This is a genomic window from Pseudoalteromonas sp. XMcav2-N (assembly GCF_024124545.1).
Taxonomy (GTDB): domain Bacteria; phylum Pseudomonadota; class Gammaproteobacteria; order Enterobacterales; family Alteromonadaceae; genus Pseudoalteromonas.
Window position 1 is genome coordinate 348,008 of sequence record NZ_JAMXSF010000004.1, and the last position, 17,191, is coordinate 365,198.

Consider the following 17,191-nt stretch of genomic DNA (forward strand, 5'->3'; position numbering starts at 1 on the left):
AGTGAGTGCTAACCCCCTGCGCGGTGGTCGGGTCGTGCATGAGACAGAAGTGACTGGCATAGCGTTGGCCTGTTGGCTGGTCCATTGAGTCGTTGTACAAATGTTAGACAGATATTAGAAACATGTGCACAATAATAGCAAATAAATTTTCTGACCTTGCAACACCTTAACTGTGCCAAGCCTCATGGTGAGGTAATGAGCTTTAGGAGAGAAGAATGGATAATGGCAGTGCAGTAACCACTATGACTATCCTGGTTGTTGAGGCGCACGAAACCATTCGTTCTATGGTGGCCAACATTGTTACGGGCCTTGGGCGAGTCAATGTGCTACAGAGCCCCAATGGTGCAGACGCACTGGATAAGCTGCAATATCAGGATATCCACCTCATAATCGCCGACTGGATGTTGCCTAAGCTCGCGGGTATCGACTTGCTGAAAGAAGTCAGAAAAAATCCACGCACGGCAGCGATTCCTTTTGTCATGACTGCTACCTCCATTCAGCAATCTCAGGTGTTGCAGGCTATCAAATGTGGTGTGTCTGAATATGTGGTCAAACCCTTTTCCAGCAAAATCATGCTGGAGCGCCTGCGCCGGGCACTCAATAAGCCGGTCAGGCCCTATCATGGAGAAATGAGCGAAGAAGACACCGTTGTAGAGCAGCCCATTCAGGTGCTGGTGGTTGATGATGTGGCAGACAATATTAAAATCATCGGTGATGTACTGCGTAAAGATTACAAAGTCAAAGCGGCGTTGAGCGGCGCAAAGGCATTGCAGATCTGCGCTGCAGAGCCGCAACCCGATCTGGTTTTACTGGATATTATGATGCCGGGTATGGATGGGCTGGAGGTCTGCCGCCGCCTTAAAGACGATCCCCACACCCAGCATATTACCGTGATTTTTCTAACGGCGCTGGAGCAAACTGAGCACGTTGTGCGGGGGCTTGAATTGGGGGCGGTCGACTATATTACCAAGCCGGCCAACCCATCGGTGGTTAAATCCCGGGTGCGAGCGCACTGCCGTAATATAGAATCGAATCGTCTGATGCGCGCACAGATAGACGCCATGCTGGACAATGCAAGATTGCGAGATGAGTTTGACAGTCTGACGCAGACCAATCTTGCCAAACCTGTGTCGGATATTCGCAGTTCAACGGCGATGTTGGCCAGGCACATTAAAGACCCGGAGCGTGCCAGGCGTTATCTTAGCTTTATTCAGCATAGCTGTTTACGGCTTCAGCACGCTATGGACAGTATGTCCGCGTTGGCAAAAATTGAAGCCAATGAGTACCGCCTCAATCCGGTCACTCACCCTTTGCACAAAGTCATAGAAGCTGTACTGGAAGACTTGGCCCCGTTGGTTGAAGAATCTAATGTTCAGCTGCGTACTGTGGTGTCTAAGGATTTGATGTTTTTTGGTGAGCCTGCGCTGTGTTACACCTTATTTCATAATCTTATCACCAACGCATTGGAAGCCGTGAATACAAAACCGTTGGTCACCATCAGTGCGCAACCTGTTGAGCAGCAACTCACGGTGATCATCCAAAACCCTGATCCCGTACCGGACGGTGTCAAAACGCGTTTTTTCGATAAATTTGTGACTTTTGGTAAGCCTGACAGAGCAGGTGTGGGTACTTACACCGCCAAACTGCTCGCCGAAGCGCAGCAGGGCCAGATAGAATTTAACACCGATGAGCAAAGAGGTACTGAGGTGACGGTCAGTTTACCTTTAGGAGAAAAAGCAAACTAGCCTCTTGGGCAGCATCTGTGCCCAAGAGGAAAATGCGCGTGGCTAATCGCGAAATTGGGTGCGGTAATTCTCGACCCACAGTTTGGTTGCGCCACACACCGCTGCCGGCATCACAATCAGATTAACAATCGGAATGCTGGTTAATACCATGACTGCAAACCCAAAACCATAAGACAAGCCCTGATTTGCTTTTAAAGTGTCTTTCATCTGTTTGAAAGAGATTTTGTGGTTATCGAAGGGGTAGTCGTTGTACTGCACATTGTACATCCAGCAAGAAAACAACACCCAGAGTATCTGGCCGATGAAGGGGAGCATCCACAGCAGGATGAAAAAGCCGATAGCACGCGGCAGGTAGTAAACCAGCTTGCTCCATTCGCGCCCCAGCATGCGCGGCACATCTTTTACTAAATCGGCGAAGCCATCATCGTTAATTTTTTGTCCGGTCAGATGTAGTTCGACTTTTTCGGATAACAAGCCATTGAATGGCGCAGCAATAAAGTTGGTGATAACAGTAAACACCATGCTGTAACTGAATAAAATCACTAGCACGGCAATGGGCCACATTAACCATTCCAGCCAGCTTAGCCAGTCAGGCAGTAATTCATTCAGGTAGGCAAAGCCTTGTGTCAGCCAGTCATATAGGAAAAACAACGAGCCGCCAAATAGCAACACATTGATAAGCAAAGGAATAAATACAAAGCGTTTAAGTCCTTTTTGGCTCAGTAAGGAAAAGCCCGCGACAAAATACTCCATACCTTTGGTCAGTTGCATTGAAATACCTCTGTATTTAAAGTTCTATGCCCATTATAAGGTCAGGTCGATAAAAAAGGGCAGTCTGTTGAGTAACAAATTGTGCACGCCTTGCCATCTTATTGTGTTTGCAAAGGTTTCCCGTTAACCCGGTAAAATGGATCTGGTGCACTCTGGGGTTAGGAGAAATAAATTTACAGATTATTGCGCTTTGCTGGTTGAAACCGCACTTGCTTGCCTATACATTCAAATTATCGTCCTCGGGGAGTTTGCTCATGCAATCGCGTTTTTGGTTATTAGCATTGTGTCTGATGGTGTCACTGACAGTGAACGCCGCCGGCAACAGTGCGTCAGTCAAAACTGCGCAGCTGGTAGAGCTTTTATCTGACCCTGACGAAGATAAGCTAGACTGCGACTCCGACATCCCAATGCCAGGCTCTGCCAGCCAGGAAAATGTGCAGCCAGCTCGCAATTTCCCGGATAGCGTCCGCTTATATCACCCGCTTACTTACTATCATCAGGGGATCAGAGCCCCACCTGTTTCAGCCTAATACACGCATTTTTATATTTGAATTTCGCACGCCTGATAGGCAGTGCCGTGATGTGCTTAATGCCAGCGCTGCTTGTGGCAAGTGGCTGGCAATGACCCATGCGTAAATACCCCTGACCAAGAGAGAGCGCATAAACCCGGCGCGTTATCGCCGGAGTTGAATTATCTTTGCTTGGCCAGGTGTTTAATCGCATTGGTATATTCCCGAAACAGAGGTGAATAATGAATACGTTTAACAGACTGAATACGCTTGATGTGACAGCTGATGTTCCTGTCCAGGCTAATCCCTTACTGAGTACAGCTGAAGAGAGTGGGCTTGATCGCCTGTCGGTATCGGCACAAAAGTATATGCACAATCTGGATGACCAGAATGCAGTGTATCTGGACCCGGATACCAGTGTTGATGATGCCACGCTGGTACTGAACAAAACTCATGTGGCCTCCATGTTTGTGGCTCAGGATGGCGTATTGCTGGGGATCATTTCTCAGGCCCGACTGGGCAGTCGACATATCTTAAAAGAAGCTCAGTTGCGCGGCTGTCAGCGCAGCGATCTTGTCGCCAGCGACGTTATGCTGCCGCTTAAAACACTTAAACAGATAAGTCTGACCGATCTGCGTACAGCGCGCTCTGGTGATGTACTGGTGACCATGGAAGCGCATGGCCTTGATTACTTGCTGGTAACCGCGCCTGAAACAGGCCGGATCTGTGGCTACTTTGATCTGGTGGAGTTGATAAAAGTAGGTGGTCGTTCAGTTAATCAGCTGCGCCCGGCTGAACACTTTAACGACATTGTGGTCTCTGTGCTGCACCACAGCGAACGGTAATACCATTCAGCCCAACATAGTCCAACCGATTTATTTCCTAAAGTTAATGTAAATTAACGCCAAGGCACCTGAGGGTGCCTTTTTTATACCAATTTGTCCCTTTAAATTGATCATGTATTAAGTGAAGTGGGTACTACTCTGGAAATTTAACGCCATGACGTTTGGCATACCAGTAACACAACGGCAGTTCAATCAGGGTAAAGGAAATCACGGTAAACCAGGCCCAGTTCACCTCAAATAAGACCAAAGAAAAAGATAATCCAGAGTCATATTAGACTGAGCCGACAATAGCCAGCGAAACGGCGGTCGCTATCAAATCCTGAATCGAGACCTTTTTTAAATCATTACCAGCGTAACGCGGATAAATGACAAAGTAGGCCAGGCATAAAATAATGACGTTGAGCAGGATGACCTGGAGTTCAATGGACATAAATACAACTTATAGGTATGAAGAAGTCCCTATTTTAAGGCGCGCAATGACGCTTTGGCAAGCAAGCAGATGGATGACTCTGCCTTTTCTGTGTTATTGCGGTTATACTTCGCGGGTAAACCAATGAGGTAGGTATGCTGTCGAAAAATCAACAAAAGCTGCTCCGCGCCCTGGCGCAAAAAAAATATCGTAAACAACATGGCCTGTACCTGGTGCAGGGGGCTAAAAATGTTCAGGAACTTCTGAATGCGGGTAAACCGGTTAAACAGATCTTTGCCTGCGCTGATTTTATTGCTGACAACCGGACCTTGTTGGAGCCTCATGAGCTGGTGTTGTGCGATGAGGCTGAGTTGAGTAAAGTCAGTACTCTGGTCAGTAACAATGCGGCTATTGCCATTGCTGAGACAGAACCACAGGCAGAGCTGAACACGAATGGATTGGTTCTGGCACTGGATGACGTATCCGACCCTGGTAATCTGGGCACTATTATTCGTGTTGCGGATTGGTATGGGTTGAACCAGATTGTCCTCAGTGAGCAATGTGCTGACCACCTTAATCCCAAAGTGATCAGCGCAACCATGGGCTCTTTTGCGCGGGTTGATGTGATCAGAACAGATCTTTGCACATTGCTAAAGACCTACGATGGCCCGGTTTATGGGGCTTTTCTGGAAGGTCAAAGCGTGCATACTACTTCATTTGCAACGCGCGGTATTTTGGTGATGGGCAGCGAATCACATGGTATCAGCGCTGCGGTGGCAGAGCATATTAATCAGCCCATCACTATACCCGCTTTTGGCGGCGCGGAGTCGCTTAATGTGGCGATGGCCACGGGGATCATCCTTGATAACATGAAACGCCATGGGTAAGGTGGACTGATCTTGAACTATTGCGTTTGTCATTAAGCTGTTGTTTTTATGCGCCTGAGCAGCATTAAACTGGCCGGTTTTAAATCCTTTGTTGAGCCGACAAAAATACCCTTCCCGGAGCCAATGACCTGTGTTGTTGGTCCAAACGGGTGCGGCAAGTCCAACGTGATTGATGCCGTGCGCTGGGTATTGGGAGAAAGCTCCGCCAAAAACCTGCGTGGCGATGCCATGACGGACGTGATCTTCAATGGTTCGACCCACCGTAAGCCTGTATCCCAGGCCTCTGTAGAGCTGCTGTTTGATAATACTCAGGGGCGTTTGCCCGGCTCTATGGCAGATCGTACTCAGGTTGCAATTAAGCGGCTGGTGACTCGGGATGGTCAGTCACTGTACTTTCTCAATGGTAGTAAATGCCGCAAACGAGACATCACAGATATTTTTTTGGGCACCGGTCTGGGCCCGCGCAGTTATGCCATCATTGAGCAGGGGATGATCTCGCGCCTGATAGAGAGCAAGCCGCAGGAATTACGCATCTTTTTGGAAGAAGCTGCAGGGGTCTCCAAATATAAAGAGCGCCGTCGGGAAACACAGACGCGGATCAAAAGCACCAGAGAGAATCTGGAACGTCTGCTGGACATGCGTCAGGAGCTGCAAAATCAGCTCGACAGATTGGCCAAACAGGCCGAAGCGGCGCTTCAGTATCGTGATCTTAAGGCGCAGGAACGTACCCTGAAAGGCCAGCTGGCAGTGCTAAAGTGGCAGGAACTGCATACCAAGCAGCAAGAAAAAACCAGCCAGATAGCTAAGTTAAACGACAAGCTGACTTTTTTAGAGCAAGCCCACGGCGGACATGACGATGTGCTGGCAACCTTTGAGCAACAGGTTACCCACTTCAGTGATGCGCAGACAGAATTACAGCAGCAACTTCACAACACACAAACCCAGTTAACGCGCATTGAACAGCAGAAGATCCACCTGAGCGAAAAACGCCGCGAATTGGCTGATAAACAAACTCAGTTGAGCGAAGAAATTGCACAGGCTCTGGCGCTATATGAACAACAACAGCAACATTGCGCAGAGCTTGCTGAGCAATGTGAAGTGCATCAGGAAGCAACGCAGATCAGTGCCGAAAAGTTGGCTGAAAGTGAATTACTGATCGATGAAAAAGCGCAACAAGTGCAAGCACACGAAGCGGCGGATCAGGCGATACAGCAGGCACTGGACAAAGCACGCCAACATACACAGCAGTGTCATCTGGCAGTGCAACGGCTGACACAACAACAACAGCATCTGATACAGCGGCAGGAACAGCTGGTGCAACAGCTGGCGCAGCATAGTACACAAAACCCTGACGAGGCGCTGACGCAGCAACAAAAGGCCCATCAGGAACTGGTGCATACTATGGCCATCTCGCAACAGGAAAACCAGCGCCTTAGCACTGAGTTGCAGCGCCTGAGCGAGGCAAAAGCGGCATTACAGCAAAAGCTTCAGGAACAGCAAGTCAGACTCGGACAGGCACAAGCTCAGGTTCAGGCGCTGGAAAAGCTCACCCGTACTCAGCAAGGTGACAGCGAGGATGCACCTGGTTCACCTTTACTGAGTGTGCTGAGGGTTGAGCCGGGCCTCGAAGCGATCGTAGAGCGTGCCATGCTGGGGCTTGGATCGCTTCGGATCACCGAACAAGACTATGTCAATCGTATTTGGGCAGCTCAGGTCGATGAAAAAACGCCGGGCAGTGTGGCGACCCTTATTCAATCGGAAATTTACCCGGACTTTTTAAATCAGATTGAATGGCTGGGAGAGGCTCGTCAGTTTAGTGCGCGTCAGCCATTCTTTGCCGCTATTGATAATGAGGGGAATTTGTATGGTGGCAACTGGCAAGCGCAAGAGAGGGATGTGCAGTCAGGGAGTTTGCTTGCGCACTATAGCGAGCTGCGCACTCACCAGGCGGAGCTGCCCCAGATTGAAGCGCAGCTGAGTGAGCTGGAAGCGTCACTGACGCCTTTGGAATCTGCCGTGACAAGGTGTTCACAACAGCTCGAAGCGAACAAACAGGCAGTCCATGAGGCGGCCAAAATGGTGGCCAGCAGCCAGACCCGGGTGGATATGTTACTTGCTCAGCAAGCCAGTTGGCAGCAACAAAGCAGCCAGCTTGAGGGTAATCAGCGCGAGCTGGATGAGCAAAGTGAACTGCTGGTGGCTCAGCTCGAAGAGAGTGAACAGACCCTTTGGCAAGCCGAGGAAGCACAGGAACAGTTACAACAGCAGGTGAATCAGCAAAACGATTCCCTTGAAGCACTCAAACGGGCACATCAGCAGCAGCAACAGCAGCAGCGCGATATTCAGCAGCAGTACCATCAGGCCAAAATGAAACTCCAGCAGGCGCAAAGTGATGCACAACTGGGTCAGACTAAACTGAGTCACCTGGCGCAAAGCCTGGAGCTGAGCAATGAAGCCTTGGCTCAGGTACAACAACAATTACACGGCAGTGAGGAGCCCGGGGTTGAACTTGAGCAACAACAGACAGAGCTGCTGATCCGTCATACAGAACTGGAGCAGGCGTCACAGGATACAGCTGCTAAGTTGAGCGACGCCAGGCAACAACTCAGTGATAAACAGCTGGCGCTCAAAGATGCCCAGGCACAAAGCGCGCAGCTCAAAGAGCAACGCCAGCAGTTAGCACTACAGGAGCAAAGCCTGATGGTGAAGGCGCAAGCTGCGCTTGAACCTTTAACTGAGCTTCGTCAGACACTTAAAGACGTGTTAACGCAGCTGCCGGAAGATGCGCAGGCGAGCAGTCATCAGGGCAAGCTGACTCGTATTGCGCAACAGCTGAGTTTGCTGGGGGCGGTTAACCTCGCAGCGATTGAAGAATTTGATGAGGCACAGCAGCGTAAGCGCTATCTCGATGAACAACTGGAGGATCTCAGCGCGGCACTTGAGACGCTGGAAGGGGCCATTCGTAAGATAGACCGCGAGACACGTAGCCGTTTTAAAACTACCTTTGATCAGGTTAATCAGGACCTGGCGGAGCTGTTTCCCAAAGTATTTGGCGGCGGCAGTGCTTACCTGGAATTGACCAGTGATGATCTGTTAGAAAGCGGTGTAACCATCATGGCAAGACCGCCGGGTAAGAAAAACTCGACAATTCATCTGTTAAGTGGTGGAGAAAAAGCCCTGACCGCATTATCATTGGTATTTTCAATATTTAGACTAAATCCGGCTCCTTTTTGTATGCTGGATGAAGTAGATGCACCGCTGGATGACGCGAACGTTGGGCGTTTTTGCCGACTGGTCGAGGAAATGTCGCAAACGGTGCAGTTTATTTACATCAGCCACAACAAGGTCGCGATGGAAATGGCGGGCCGGCTGACGGGGGTAACCATGGCGGAACCCGGGGTTTCACGTATGGTTGCCGTAGACATAGAACAAGCAGTGCAAATGGCGCATGCATAATAAGTAAAGGTGAGCAATGGCCACAGAATTAAGATGGGCATTAATCGTGATCAGTGCACTGATCATTGGTGGATTATTGATACATGGCTTATGGTCGGTAAGAAAAAAAGAGAATCAGGATACCGATAACCCCGCAGCCACGAAGAAACCCGCAGCCGCGCCTCAGCCGCAGCGCGAGGAAGAACCACAACTGGATGAAATGAGCTTCTCTGCCGTCGATGAAGACAAAGAGCCGACGCCGACTGAAGAGCATACTGAAGTCTCAGACGCACCGGTGGAACAGGTCGACACTGAGCAGCAAGCACCGCAAGAGGTTGCGCCCCAGGACTTTATTATTTTACACATTGACATGCCAGAAGGCCTGACGATGGCAGGCTCTAAGCTGTTGCCTTGTGTATTGAGTCTGGGCTTTAAGTACTCGGATGAAGGCTTTTTCAATCGCCATGTTGAGTCATCCGGCAATGGCCCGGTCTTGTTCCGATTAGTGAATATGTATAACCCGGGTACATTCGATATCGATAATATGGAACAGTTCAGCACCGGAGGCGTTAGCTTGTTTATGACGTTGCCGTGTGAAGGCGACAGCATGGCGGCGTTCAATATGCTTCACAGCGCCGCGAAAAAGCTGGCCGATGAGTTTGGTGCCAGTGTGCTGGACAGCAATCGTGAGCCACTCACTGTGAATACCACCCGTGCCTACGTTGAAAAGGTGCGTGAATATACCGTTTAAGCGTTAATACTGCCTGCGGGCATATATGCGACAGAGCCACGGACTTAGGTCCGTGGCTTTTTGTGTTATTAAGAGGTTGTAATGTCAGAAACTATCAGCAAACAAATCAATGAATTAAGGCAACAGTTGGAAAGTTATAACTACCAATACTATGTCTTGGATCAGCCTACTGTACCCGATGCCGAATATGACCGGGTAATGCGCGCTCTGATTGAGCTGGAAACCCAGCATCCTGACTATCTAACCCCGGATTCTCCCTCACAAAAAGTAGGGGGGGCTGCGCTAAGCAAATTTGAGCAGGTAACCCATCAGGTCCCTATGTTGTCTCTGGACAATGCCTTTGATGAAGCTGAATTCAATGCGTTTAATCGTCGCATTAAAGAGCGCCTGCTACACAACGACGAGCTGGATTTTTGTTGTGAGCCAAAGCTGGATGGTCTGGCTGTGTCTATTCTCTACCGTGATGGGGTGCTGGTTCAGGCGGCAACCCGAGGTGATGGCCAGGTAGGTGAAAATATCACCGAAAACGTGAAAACCATACGTAATATTCCTCTGCGTTTGCGTGGTGAAGATATCCCTGCTGAGCTGGAAGTACGCGGTGAAGTCTTTATGGACAAGGCCGGATTTGCACGGTTGAACGAAACCGCAGCGCAGCGTGATGAAAAAACCTTTGCCAACCCGCGTAACGCTGCGGCGGGCAGCCTGCGTCAGCTGGACCCTAAAATAACCGCCAAACGTCCACTGATGTTTTACGCCTATTCAATGGGCGTAGTGCAGGGCGCTGAGCTGGCTGATACCCATTATGCGCAGTTGCAGCAGTTAAAAGACTGGGGCTTGCCTATGTGCCCGCAAACAAAGCGGGTAACGGGTGCCAGTGCCGCTTATCAATACTATGAAGCCATTATGGCTGAGCGTGATGCGCTGCCGTATGAAATTGATGGCGTGGTTATCAAGGTTGATAATAAACCGTTTCAGGCGCAACTGGGTTTTGTTGCACGTGCCCCACGCTGGGCCATTGCATTTAAATTCCCGGCACAGGAAGAACTAACGCAGTTACTGGATGTGGAGTTCCAGGTGGGCCGTACCGGCGCCATCACGCCGGTTGCGCGGCTGGAGCCTGTGTTTGTTGGCGGCGTGACCGTCTCGAATGCGACTTTGCACAACCGTGACGAAATCGACCGTCTGGGTGTCAAAGTGGGCGATACCGTGATCATCCGACGCGCAGGTGACGTGATCCCGCAGATCACTCAGGTGGTGCTGGAAAAAAGGCCTGAAGATGCCCGCGATATCACTTTCCCGGATACCTGTCCGGTATGTGATTCCCACGTTGAGCGTGTGGAAGGTGAAGCCGTTGCGCGTTGCACCGGTGGCCTGGTGTGCCGCGCACAACGCAAAGAAGCGATTAAACACTTTGCGTCGCGTAAGGCGCTGGATATTGATGGGCTGGGCGACAAGATTGTCGAGCAACTGGTTGAGCGGGAATTGATCACGACGCCTGCTGAACTGTTTACCCTGCGTCAGGGGCATTTTGAGTCGCTGGAGCGTATGGGGCCTAAATCGGCCAAGAATCTGGTTGGTGCGCTTGAAGAAGCCAAGCAAACAACGCTGGCTAAATTTTTATATGCGCTTGGGATCCGCGAAGTGGGTGAGGCGACTGCACAAAACCTGGCAAATCACTATCTGACGCTTGAAAAGGTCATGAATGCCTCCATTGAGAGTCTACAGGAAGTGAGTGATGTGGGTGTCGTCGTTGCCCAGCATATTCACGCTTTTTTCAGTGAACCACACAACCAGAAGGTGGTGAGTGATCTACTTGAACAAGGGTTGCACTGGCCTGAAATTGCTGAAAAAGCAGAAAGTGAACAGCCACTGGCTGGCCTCACCTATGTGCTAACGGGTACGCTGAGCCAGCTTAACCGCAACGACGCTAAAGCGCGATTGCAGGCGCTCGGGGCTAAAGTGTCAGGCAGTGTCTCGAAAAACACTCATGCGCTGGTTGCAGGCGAAAAAGCGGGGTCAAAGCTAACTAAGGCGCAGGATCTTGGGATCGATATCCTGGATGAAGCAGCACTGATTGCACTGCTTGACTCACATCAGGGCTAATACCAATTTCACTTAATACCTGTTCAATTTGAAGGAGCAAATAGGGCGCTAACGGTGTTAAAAATCTCTCATTTAGAACAACTAAATAGCGAAATTTTTGCCTAGTTATCGACCTTATTTTCTCGCCTCAAAATAGAACACTTAATTAAGCAAATTGGTATAAACAACAGGCGGGCAGGTTAGCCCGCCATAAAATGAGAGAAGTGGTATGAGTAAGTTGCAGGCTGGGTATGGGCCCGAGTACTGGGATAAATACGGGGTATATCGCACGCCTGTTGGTTTTAATCTGACCTTGCTGGTGTTGCTCAGACCGTTGTTTTTGTGGTTGGTGTCAGCTCTGACCTGGCGTCCGGACCTTGATCTCATGTCATTGTTTTTTCATTCGAAGCAGCATTTTTTTGTAGCAGTCATGATAGCTAGCCTGGCCTTGATCCCGACTGTGCTGTTTTCTTTGCGCAGGCCAACCAGCTCACCTAAGTTAGCCCGCTACTGGCGTCATATGCGCTGGCCACTGCTGATCGCTGCCTGCTTAGATTTGGTGTGGCTGGGGATGCAAATTGTCCAGGCACACTATCAATTCTCTTTCTATCTGGCTATTCAGGCCGTACTGGTCTGCTGGGTGATTTTGTATTTACTCAAAAGTCGATACTTAACGTGTTTTTTTGGGGATTGGCCTGAACCTGAAAATAATTGACTTGACGCTGGGGGGCTGACAACTAAACATTAGGGCGAATGTGGCTTTCATACTGGCGTAAAAATATAGAGCTAATCTGATCCAGATCAGCCTATGACACTCTATAACAATAAGACAAAACTTATGTGTTTGCCAATATGGAGTAACTCTACATCAACCGGAGAACGAGACATGTTGACTTGGCGAGATATTCTGCAATTCGCAGATAATGGCAACCCACAGCCACCCCGGCGGGTTGAAAAGAACCTGATGCAGTGGCAGGCCTTATTAGAACCTTCTGTTTTTCATATCACCCGAAACCGCGGGACTGAGCGTCCATTCAGTTCACAAAGCTGCAGCGTTTTTTCGCCAGGTAAATATCACTGTGCTTGTTGCGACCAACTCCTGTTCGATGCGGATGAGAAATTTGACAGTGGCTCTGGCTGGCCTTCTTTCACTCAGCCCCACAGCGCAGATTCTGTTGCATACCGACTAGACAGATCGCACGGTATGGACAGAGTTGAGATAGTCTGTAATGTGTGTGATGCACACCTCGGGCATGTGTTTCCAGACGGTCCTAAACCGAGTGGGTTACGTTACTGTGTGAATGCGTTGGCGCTGAAAAAGCAGGAAGAGGGCACACATTAATAGCCTTTGCTTAGCTATTCCTATCCCATCAGGGTCTGAAATCCAGATTCATTTCTTCTAATTGAGCCTGTAGCTTGTCGAATCGCTCCTGCTGTTCAGGCTCGAGCTGAGCTGTGCTTAGTGTTTTGTAGCACTTCGCTGCCAGGTTTGAGTTAAATGTAGCGGCTTTCTTTCCTGTCGCATCTGCAAGACACTGAAGTAGATTCAGGGCAATGCTGGCGTTTTTAGGCATCACTCTAAAGGCCTGCGTAAAGGCTTCCAGCGCGACGTCGAGCTGCCCTTTCTGGAATTGTTTCACCGCATGATTATTGAGCTCTTTGGGGCCCATTGTGATATGACGACGCTCATCTTGTTGTTGCTGTAGCAGGTGCATAAAAGTGGGGTCATCTTGCTGTTGATGACGCTCGCAATGTGTGATTATCTGGCCAAATAGGGCCTCAGCCTTGTGCTGAAACCCCAGTTCATGGAACGCCTTCGCTTTGTCCAGCGCAGCATCAACAGAACGGATCTGAGGTTCATCTTCCAGCTGCTCCATCAGTTGTCGCGCTTTGGTATGTTCATCTTTGAGGTAATGTAGCCGAGCATTGAGCACGTCAATCTGAGTTTGGTTATTGGCATTGGGAAACTGCTTTTTTAGATCGCTCAGGTATTGCTGGGTCTGCCTGGTCAGGCGGGTGATCTGATCATGTTGATCTGTGCTGAGCGCGAAATCAATTCCGGCACGGGCGGCGTTTAGATAAACCTCAGGGCTGTCATGCATCGAAAAACGGGCAAAATTGGCAATTTCTTTTTGCGCGTTGTAACTGCACTCATAATCATGGTTAATGCGCGCAACGGTACTGAGGGACTTTTGCCTTTCGATATTGCGTGGCGCAATCTGCGAGGCCTGCACCAAAGATACCTGTGCTTCTTCAAACTGATTCAGCTTTAATTCAAGCCGGGACAATAAATCCAAAGCAGCCAAGCGAGTCTCACTTTTTTCGATCAGGGATTTCAGCATTTTTTGCGCCAAAATATCTTCGTTATTTGCAATCAAGGTTTCTACAAGGCCGAGCTTGGCCCAGGTAAATTTTTGCAACTCGAGCATGGAGCGGTAGAACTGTTTGGCTTCATCATAATGTTTAAGCTTTAGCAGTGTTTCACCTTTGAGCTTAAGTAATATCGGGCTGTAAGCGTGCTCACCGCTTTCAAGCTCTGAGTTAATAAGCTTGAGTGCCTTAGAGTAGTTTTCGTCGTCAATCAGATTGTAGAGGGTTTTGAGACTACGTTTACGCTTTAAAACACGCTCGATGCGTGCTTTGAGCTCTTTAATACTAAAAGGCTTTACCAGGAAGTCATCAGGCTGCAATTCAACAATACTGTGCACCAGTTCGGGGCTGGTTTCGGCTGAGGTAAAAATAAACCCGGTACTTTGACGGATCAGGCGCTTTTTGAGTAGCTCTTCGTAGAGTTGATAACCATTTTGACGTTTACTTAGGTCAAACGAGCAGATAATTAAATCGAATTTATGATGGATACAGCTTTCCTTTGCCAGTTGGGCATTTTCGGCAAACTGAACGTTTTTATAAGCCAACTGGTCCAGCGATTGTTTAATGTAGCTCAGCGCCAGTTGCTGTTCTTCCACGATCAAAATTTTTGCATTTACAAAGGGTTGAACAGACATAGAGTAAAGGACAAGGAATAAATTTGGAATGCTTTTAGTCTAGTCGTTTATCTTTTCTTTTGAAACATAAGGATTAAAAAGCTTGGTAAGAATGAGCGCGATGCCGCATCGACCAAATTACGGATGATAGATCAAAATATAAAATAATGTGACTGGTGATATTTTTTAAGTGATGGTGGGTTGTACTGGACTTACACCTGTGACCCTCGCCCTGATAAGAATAAGCGCGATGCTGCATCGACCAAATTGCGGATGATAGATCAAAATATAAAATAATGTGACTGGTGATATTTTTGAAGTGATGGTGAGTTGTACTGGACTTGAACTATTAATCTTCGCCTTGGTAAGAATGAGTGCGATGCCGCATCGACCAAAACACAGATGATAGAGCGAAAAATAAAAGAGTGTGAGTGATTGTGGTATTTTTTAAGTGATGGTGGGTTGTACTGGACTTACACCTGTGACCCTCGCCCTGATAAGAATAAGCGCGATGCCGCATCGACCAAATTGCGGATGATAGATCAAAATATAAAATAATGTGACTGGTGATATTTTTGAAGTGATGGTGATTTGTACTGGACTTGAACTACTAATCTTCGCCTTGGTAAGAATGAGTGCGATGCCGCATCGACCAAAACACAGATGATAGAGCGAAAAATAAAAGAGTGTAAGTGATTGTGGTATTTTTTAAGTGATGGTGGGTTGTACTGGACTTGAACTACTAATCTTCGCTTTGGTAAGAATGAGTGCGATGCCGCATCGACCAAATTGCGGATGATAGATCAAAATATAAAATAATGTGACTGGTGATATTTTTGAAGTGATGGTGAGTTGTACTGGACTTGAACTACTAATCTTCGCCTTGGTAAGAATGAGTGCGATGCCGCATCGACCAAAACACAGATGATAGAGCGAAAAATAAAAGAGTGTGAGTGATTGTGGTATTTTTTAAGTGATGGTGGGTTGTACTGGACTTGAACCAGTGACCCTCGCCTTGTAAGGGCGATGCTCTCCCAACTGAGCTAACAACCCATGCATAGATGCAGGTACATACTCTGTATTTCCGAAGAAATGGTGGGTTATACTGACTTTGATTCAGAACCCTTGCCTTGGTAAGAATGAGCGCGATGCTGCATCGACCAAGTTGTTCACCAAATTAATGGTGGGTTGTACTGGACTTGAACCAGTGACCCTCGCCTTGTAAGGGCGATGCTCTCCCAACTGAGCTAACAACCCAGAGTATTTTTTACTAAACCTTTAAGATGGTGGGTTGTACTGGACTTGAACCAGTGACCCTCGCCTTGTAAGGGCGATGCTCTCCCAACTGAGCTAACAACCCATCTTAAAATTTTGTCAGAGTTTAGTTTTAGTTATGGTGGGTTGTACTGGACTTGAACCAGTGACCCTCGCCTTGTAAGGGCGATGCTCTCCCAACTGAGCTAACAACCCATAACTATTCTGACTTTTGCGTATTGAGCCATAATTTTTCCTTCTTTTTAAACAAGAAGATTATGGTGGGTTGTACTGACTTTAATTCAGAACCCTTGCCTTGGTAAGAATGAGCGCGATGCTGCATCGACCAAGTTTACCAAATTATGGTGGGTTGTACTGGACTTGAACCAGTGACCCTCGCCTTGTAAGGGCGATGCTCTCCCAACTGAGCTAACAACCCAATACGCTGTTTCAAATGTGAATGTCTATATTAACTTTCACCAAATTAATGGTGGGTTGTACTGACTTTAATTCAGAACCCTTGCCTTGGTAAGAATGAGCGCGATGCTGCATCGACCAAGTTCACCAAATTAGTGGTGGGTTGTACTGGACTTGAACCAGTGACCCTCGCCTTGTAAGGGCGATGCTCTCCCAACTGAGCTAACAACCCACATTCGAAACACAAGACACATTGCCGTGTCGTTGTGGGGCGCTATTATATGTTTCCTTTCAAAGGAGTCAACACAAAATCCTGATTTTTTATCTGTATGCTTCTTTTGTGTTCAGGTGTTCATTTTTTAGGTATTTCTCTTCATTATATGTCTAAGCAATATATTGTCCGCCAGGTAAAGTGAGCGGCGGGGTGGTGAAGATGTTGAGTGCTGTTTTTAGACAGGAAGGTGGGCAGGGGGAAGTTAAAAGTATTTGTTTCGAGATTGAATCCGCTTGCAAAAGAAATGAGTTGTCCAATGGATACTCTGGCCTTTTATCTGTGTCCAATTGAGTAGCAGTCTGTGTCTCCTTGTTCAAAATATTGAGAGATCAAGTACAAGGATATGCATAATCGAGAATAGCTGGTTTTAAATTAAGCAAAAACAGGCACTTCTATTGATTGAAGCGCTTAATTCGCTTATATTCTGTGCTCTTGGGGTGTTTTTGCAGCAGTTAGAAAAAACTTGCAGAAAAGGTGTTGACTTTGTTTTCTGTGATGCATAGAATGCGCCCCGCACTCAGCGATGCAGCATTACAGTTTCATTGCTACTGGTGAGGGGCTATAGCTCAGCTGGGAGAGCGCTTGCATGGCATGCAAGAGGTCGGCGGTTCGATCCCGCCTAGCTCCACCAAATTCAGTGCGTAAATGTCCTAGTGATATAATATTTGGAACTGGCTTCGAATGCTGTTTCTAAATGATTGTGTCCCCTTCGTCTAGAGGCCTAGGACACCGCCCTTTCACGGCGGTAACAGGGGTTCGAATCCCCTAGGGGACGCCACTTACTTTAGTAAGTACAAAACTCGTATGGTAAGAGTTTAAATAACCAGT

The 17,191-nt window shown here is 48.2% G+C and carries 12 protein-coding genes and 8 tRNA genes; 11 read left to right on the forward strand and 9 right to left on the reverse strand.

Features of this window, described 5'->3' with window-relative positions:
• Positions 1 to 215 precede the first annotated feature (215 nt).
• A complete protein-coding gene (locus NH568_RS07935; RefSeq protein WP_253046162.1) occupies positions 216 to 1,745 on the forward strand; it encodes a response regulator in 1,530 nt (509 codons plus the stop codon).
• A 42-nt stretch (positions 1,746 to 1,787) separates the two neighbouring features.
• Here the strand turns inward: NH568_RS07935 and cysZ are convergent, their stop codons facing one another.
• Positions 1,788 to 2,516 carry a sulfate transporter CysZ gene (cysZ, locus tag NH568_RS07940; RefSeq protein WP_138543876.1) on the reverse strand — a complete coding sequence of 243 codons (729 nt, stop codon included), beginning with the start codon at positions 2,514 to 2,516 and terminating at the stop codon, positions 1,788 to 1,790.
• Between the two features lie 254 nt (positions 2,517 to 2,770).
• On the opposite strand from cysZ, the gene NH568_RS07945 reads away from it, so the two are divergent.
• The gene (locus NH568_RS07945; protein WP_138552874.1) at positions 2,771 to 3,046 is read left to right on the forward strand and encodes a hypothetical protein; all 276 of its coding nucleotides are present in this window, start codon (positions 2,771 to 2,773) and stop codon (positions 3,044 to 3,046) included.
• Between the two features lie 221 nt (positions 3,047 to 3,267).
• Positions 3,268 to 3,870, forward strand: coding sequence for a CBS domain-containing protein (locus tag NH568_RS07950; protein ID WP_253046163.1), 603 nt, complete (start codon positions 3,268 to 3,270; stop codon positions 3,868 to 3,870).
• Positions 3,871 to 4,141: 271 nt separating this feature from the next.
• Here the strand turns inward: NH568_RS07950 and NH568_RS07955 are convergent, their stop codons facing one another.
• A complete protein-coding gene (locus NH568_RS07955; RefSeq protein WP_253046164.1) occupies positions 4,142 to 4,300 on the reverse strand; it encodes a hypothetical protein in 159 nt (52 codons plus the stop codon).
• A 134-nt stretch (positions 4,301 to 4,434) separates the two neighbouring features.
• Between NH568_RS07955 and NH568_RS07960 the strand changes: the two genes are divergently transcribed.
• The 6 genes from NH568_RS07960 (at position 4,435) to msrB (ending at position 12,776) form a co-directional block, all read left to right on the forward strand.
• Entirely contained in the window at positions 4,435 to 5,166 is a 732-nt protein-coding gene (locus tag NH568_RS07960; protein WP_253046165.1) for an RNA methyltransferase, read from the forward strand.
• 48 nt (positions 5,167 to 5,214) lie between these two features.
• On the forward strand, positions 5,215 to 8,622 hold the full coding sequence (locus NH568_RS07965; RefSeq protein ID WP_253046166.1) for an AAA family ATPase: 3,408 nt from the start codon (positions 5,215 to 5,217) through the stop codon (positions 8,620 to 8,622).
• A gap of 16 nt (positions 8,623 to 8,638) precedes the next feature.
• A complete protein-coding gene (gene zipA / locus NH568_RS07970) occupies positions 8,639 to 9,352 on the forward strand; it encodes a cell division protein ZipA (RefSeq protein WP_138552878.1) in 714 nt (237 codons plus the stop codon).
• A gap of 81 nt (positions 9,353 to 9,433) precedes the next feature.
• Positions 9,434 to 11,455 (forward strand): NAD-dependent DNA ligase LigA, encoded by a 2,022-nt coding sequence (gene ligA / locus NH568_RS07975; RefSeq protein ID WP_253046167.1) that lies wholly within the window; start codon positions 9,434 to 9,436, stop codon positions 11,453 to 11,455.
• 208 nt (positions 11,456 to 11,663) lie between these two features.
• The gene (locus tag NH568_RS07980) at positions 11,664 to 12,149 is read left to right on the forward strand and encodes a DUF2919 family protein (RefSeq protein WP_253046168.1); all 486 of its coding nucleotides are present in this window, start codon (positions 11,664 to 11,666) and stop codon (positions 12,147 to 12,149) included.
• A gap of 171 nt (positions 12,150 to 12,320) precedes the next feature.
• On the forward strand, positions 12,321 to 12,776 hold the full coding sequence (gene msrB, locus NH568_RS07985; protein WP_253046169.1) for a peptide-methionine (R)-S-oxide reductase MsrB: 456 nt from the start codon (positions 12,321 to 12,323) through the stop codon (positions 12,774 to 12,776).
• 28 nt (positions 12,777 to 12,804) lie between these two features.
• Here the strand turns inward: msrB and NH568_RS07990 are convergent, their stop codons facing one another.
• The 7 genes from NH568_RS07990 to NH568_RS08020 all read right to left on the reverse strand — a co-directional run bounded on the left by NH568_RS07990 (position 12,805) and on the right by NH568_RS08020 (position 16,321).
• Positions 12,805 to 14,439 (reverse strand): response regulator, encoded by a 1,635-nt coding sequence (locus NH568_RS07990; RefSeq protein WP_253046170.1) that lies wholly within the window; start codon positions 14,437 to 14,439, stop codon positions 12,805 to 12,807.
• A 956-nt stretch (positions 14,440 to 15,395) separates the two neighbouring features.
• Positions 15,396 to 15,471 (reverse strand) — tRNA-Val (locus NH568_RS07995).
• A 128-nt stretch (positions 15,472 to 15,599) separates the two neighbouring features.
• Positions 15,600 to 15,675: transfer RNA gene (locus tag NH568_RS08000), tRNA-Val, on the reverse strand.
• A 27-nt stretch (positions 15,676 to 15,702) separates the two neighbouring features.
• Positions 15,703 to 15,778, reverse strand: a tRNA-Val gene (locus NH568_RS08005).
• 34 nt (positions 15,779 to 15,812) lie between these two features.
• Positions 15,813 to 15,888 (reverse strand) — tRNA-Val (locus tag NH568_RS08010).
• 147 nt (positions 15,889 to 16,035) lie between these two features.
• A tRNA-Val gene (locus NH568_RS08015) sits at positions 16,036 to 16,111 on the reverse strand.
• 134 nt (positions 16,112 to 16,245) lie between these two features.
• A tRNA-Val gene (locus NH568_RS08020) sits at positions 16,246 to 16,321 on the reverse strand.
• 597 nt (positions 16,322 to 16,918) lie between these two features.
• Here NH568_RS08020 and NH568_RS08025 point away from each other — a divergent pair.
• Together NH568_RS08025 and NH568_RS08030 are read left to right on the forward strand one after the other, a co-directional pair.
• A tRNA-Ala gene (locus NH568_RS08025) sits at positions 16,919 to 16,994 on the forward strand.
• A gap of 71 nt (positions 16,995 to 17,065) precedes the next feature.
• A tRNA-Glu gene (locus NH568_RS08030) sits at positions 17,066 to 17,141 on the forward strand.
• Positions 17,142 to 17,191 lie beyond the last annotated feature (50 nt).

Coding starts and splice junctions, on each gene's coding strand:
- NH568_RS07935 (WP_253046162.1), top strand. CDS start 216: ATGGATAATGGCAGTGCAGTAACCACTATGACTATCCTGGTTGTTGAG.
- cysZ (WP_138543876.1), bottom strand. CDS start 2,516: ATGCAACTGACCAAAGGTATGGAGTATTTTGTCGCGGGCTTTTCCTTA.
- NH568_RS07945 (WP_138552874.1), top strand. CDS start 2,771: ATGCAATCGCGTTTTTGGTTATTAGCATTGTGTCTGATGGTGTCACTG.
- NH568_RS07950 (WP_253046163.1), top strand. CDS start 3,268: ATGAATACGTTTAACAGACTGAATACGCTTGATGTGACAGCTGATGTT.
- NH568_RS07955 (WP_253046164.1), bottom strand. CDS start 4,300: ATGTCCATTGAACTCCAGGTCATCCTGCTCAACGTCATTATTTTATGC.
- NH568_RS07960 (WP_253046165.1), top strand. CDS start 4,435: ATGCTGTCGAAAAATCAACAAAAGCTGCTCCGCGCCCTGGCGCAAAAA.
- NH568_RS07965 (WP_253046166.1), top strand. CDS start 5,215: ATGCGCCTGAGCAGCATTAAACTGGCCGGTTTTAAATCCTTTGTTGAG.
- zipA (WP_138552878.1), top strand. CDS start 8,639: ATGGCCACAGAATTAAGATGGGCATTAATCGTGATCAGTGCACTGATC.
- ligA (WP_253046167.1), top strand. CDS start 9,434: ATGTCAGAAACTATCAGCAAACAAATCAATGAATTAAGGCAACAGTTG.
- NH568_RS07980 (WP_253046168.1), top strand. CDS start 11,664: ATGAGTAAGTTGCAGGCTGGGTATGGGCCCGAGTACTGGGATAAATAC.
- msrB (WP_253046169.1), top strand. CDS start 12,321: ATGTTGACTTGGCGAGATATTCTGCAATTCGCAGATAATGGCAACCCA.
- NH568_RS07990 (WP_253046170.1), bottom strand. CDS start 14,439: ATGTCTGTTCAACCCTTTGTAAATGCAAAAATTTTGATCGTGGAAGAA.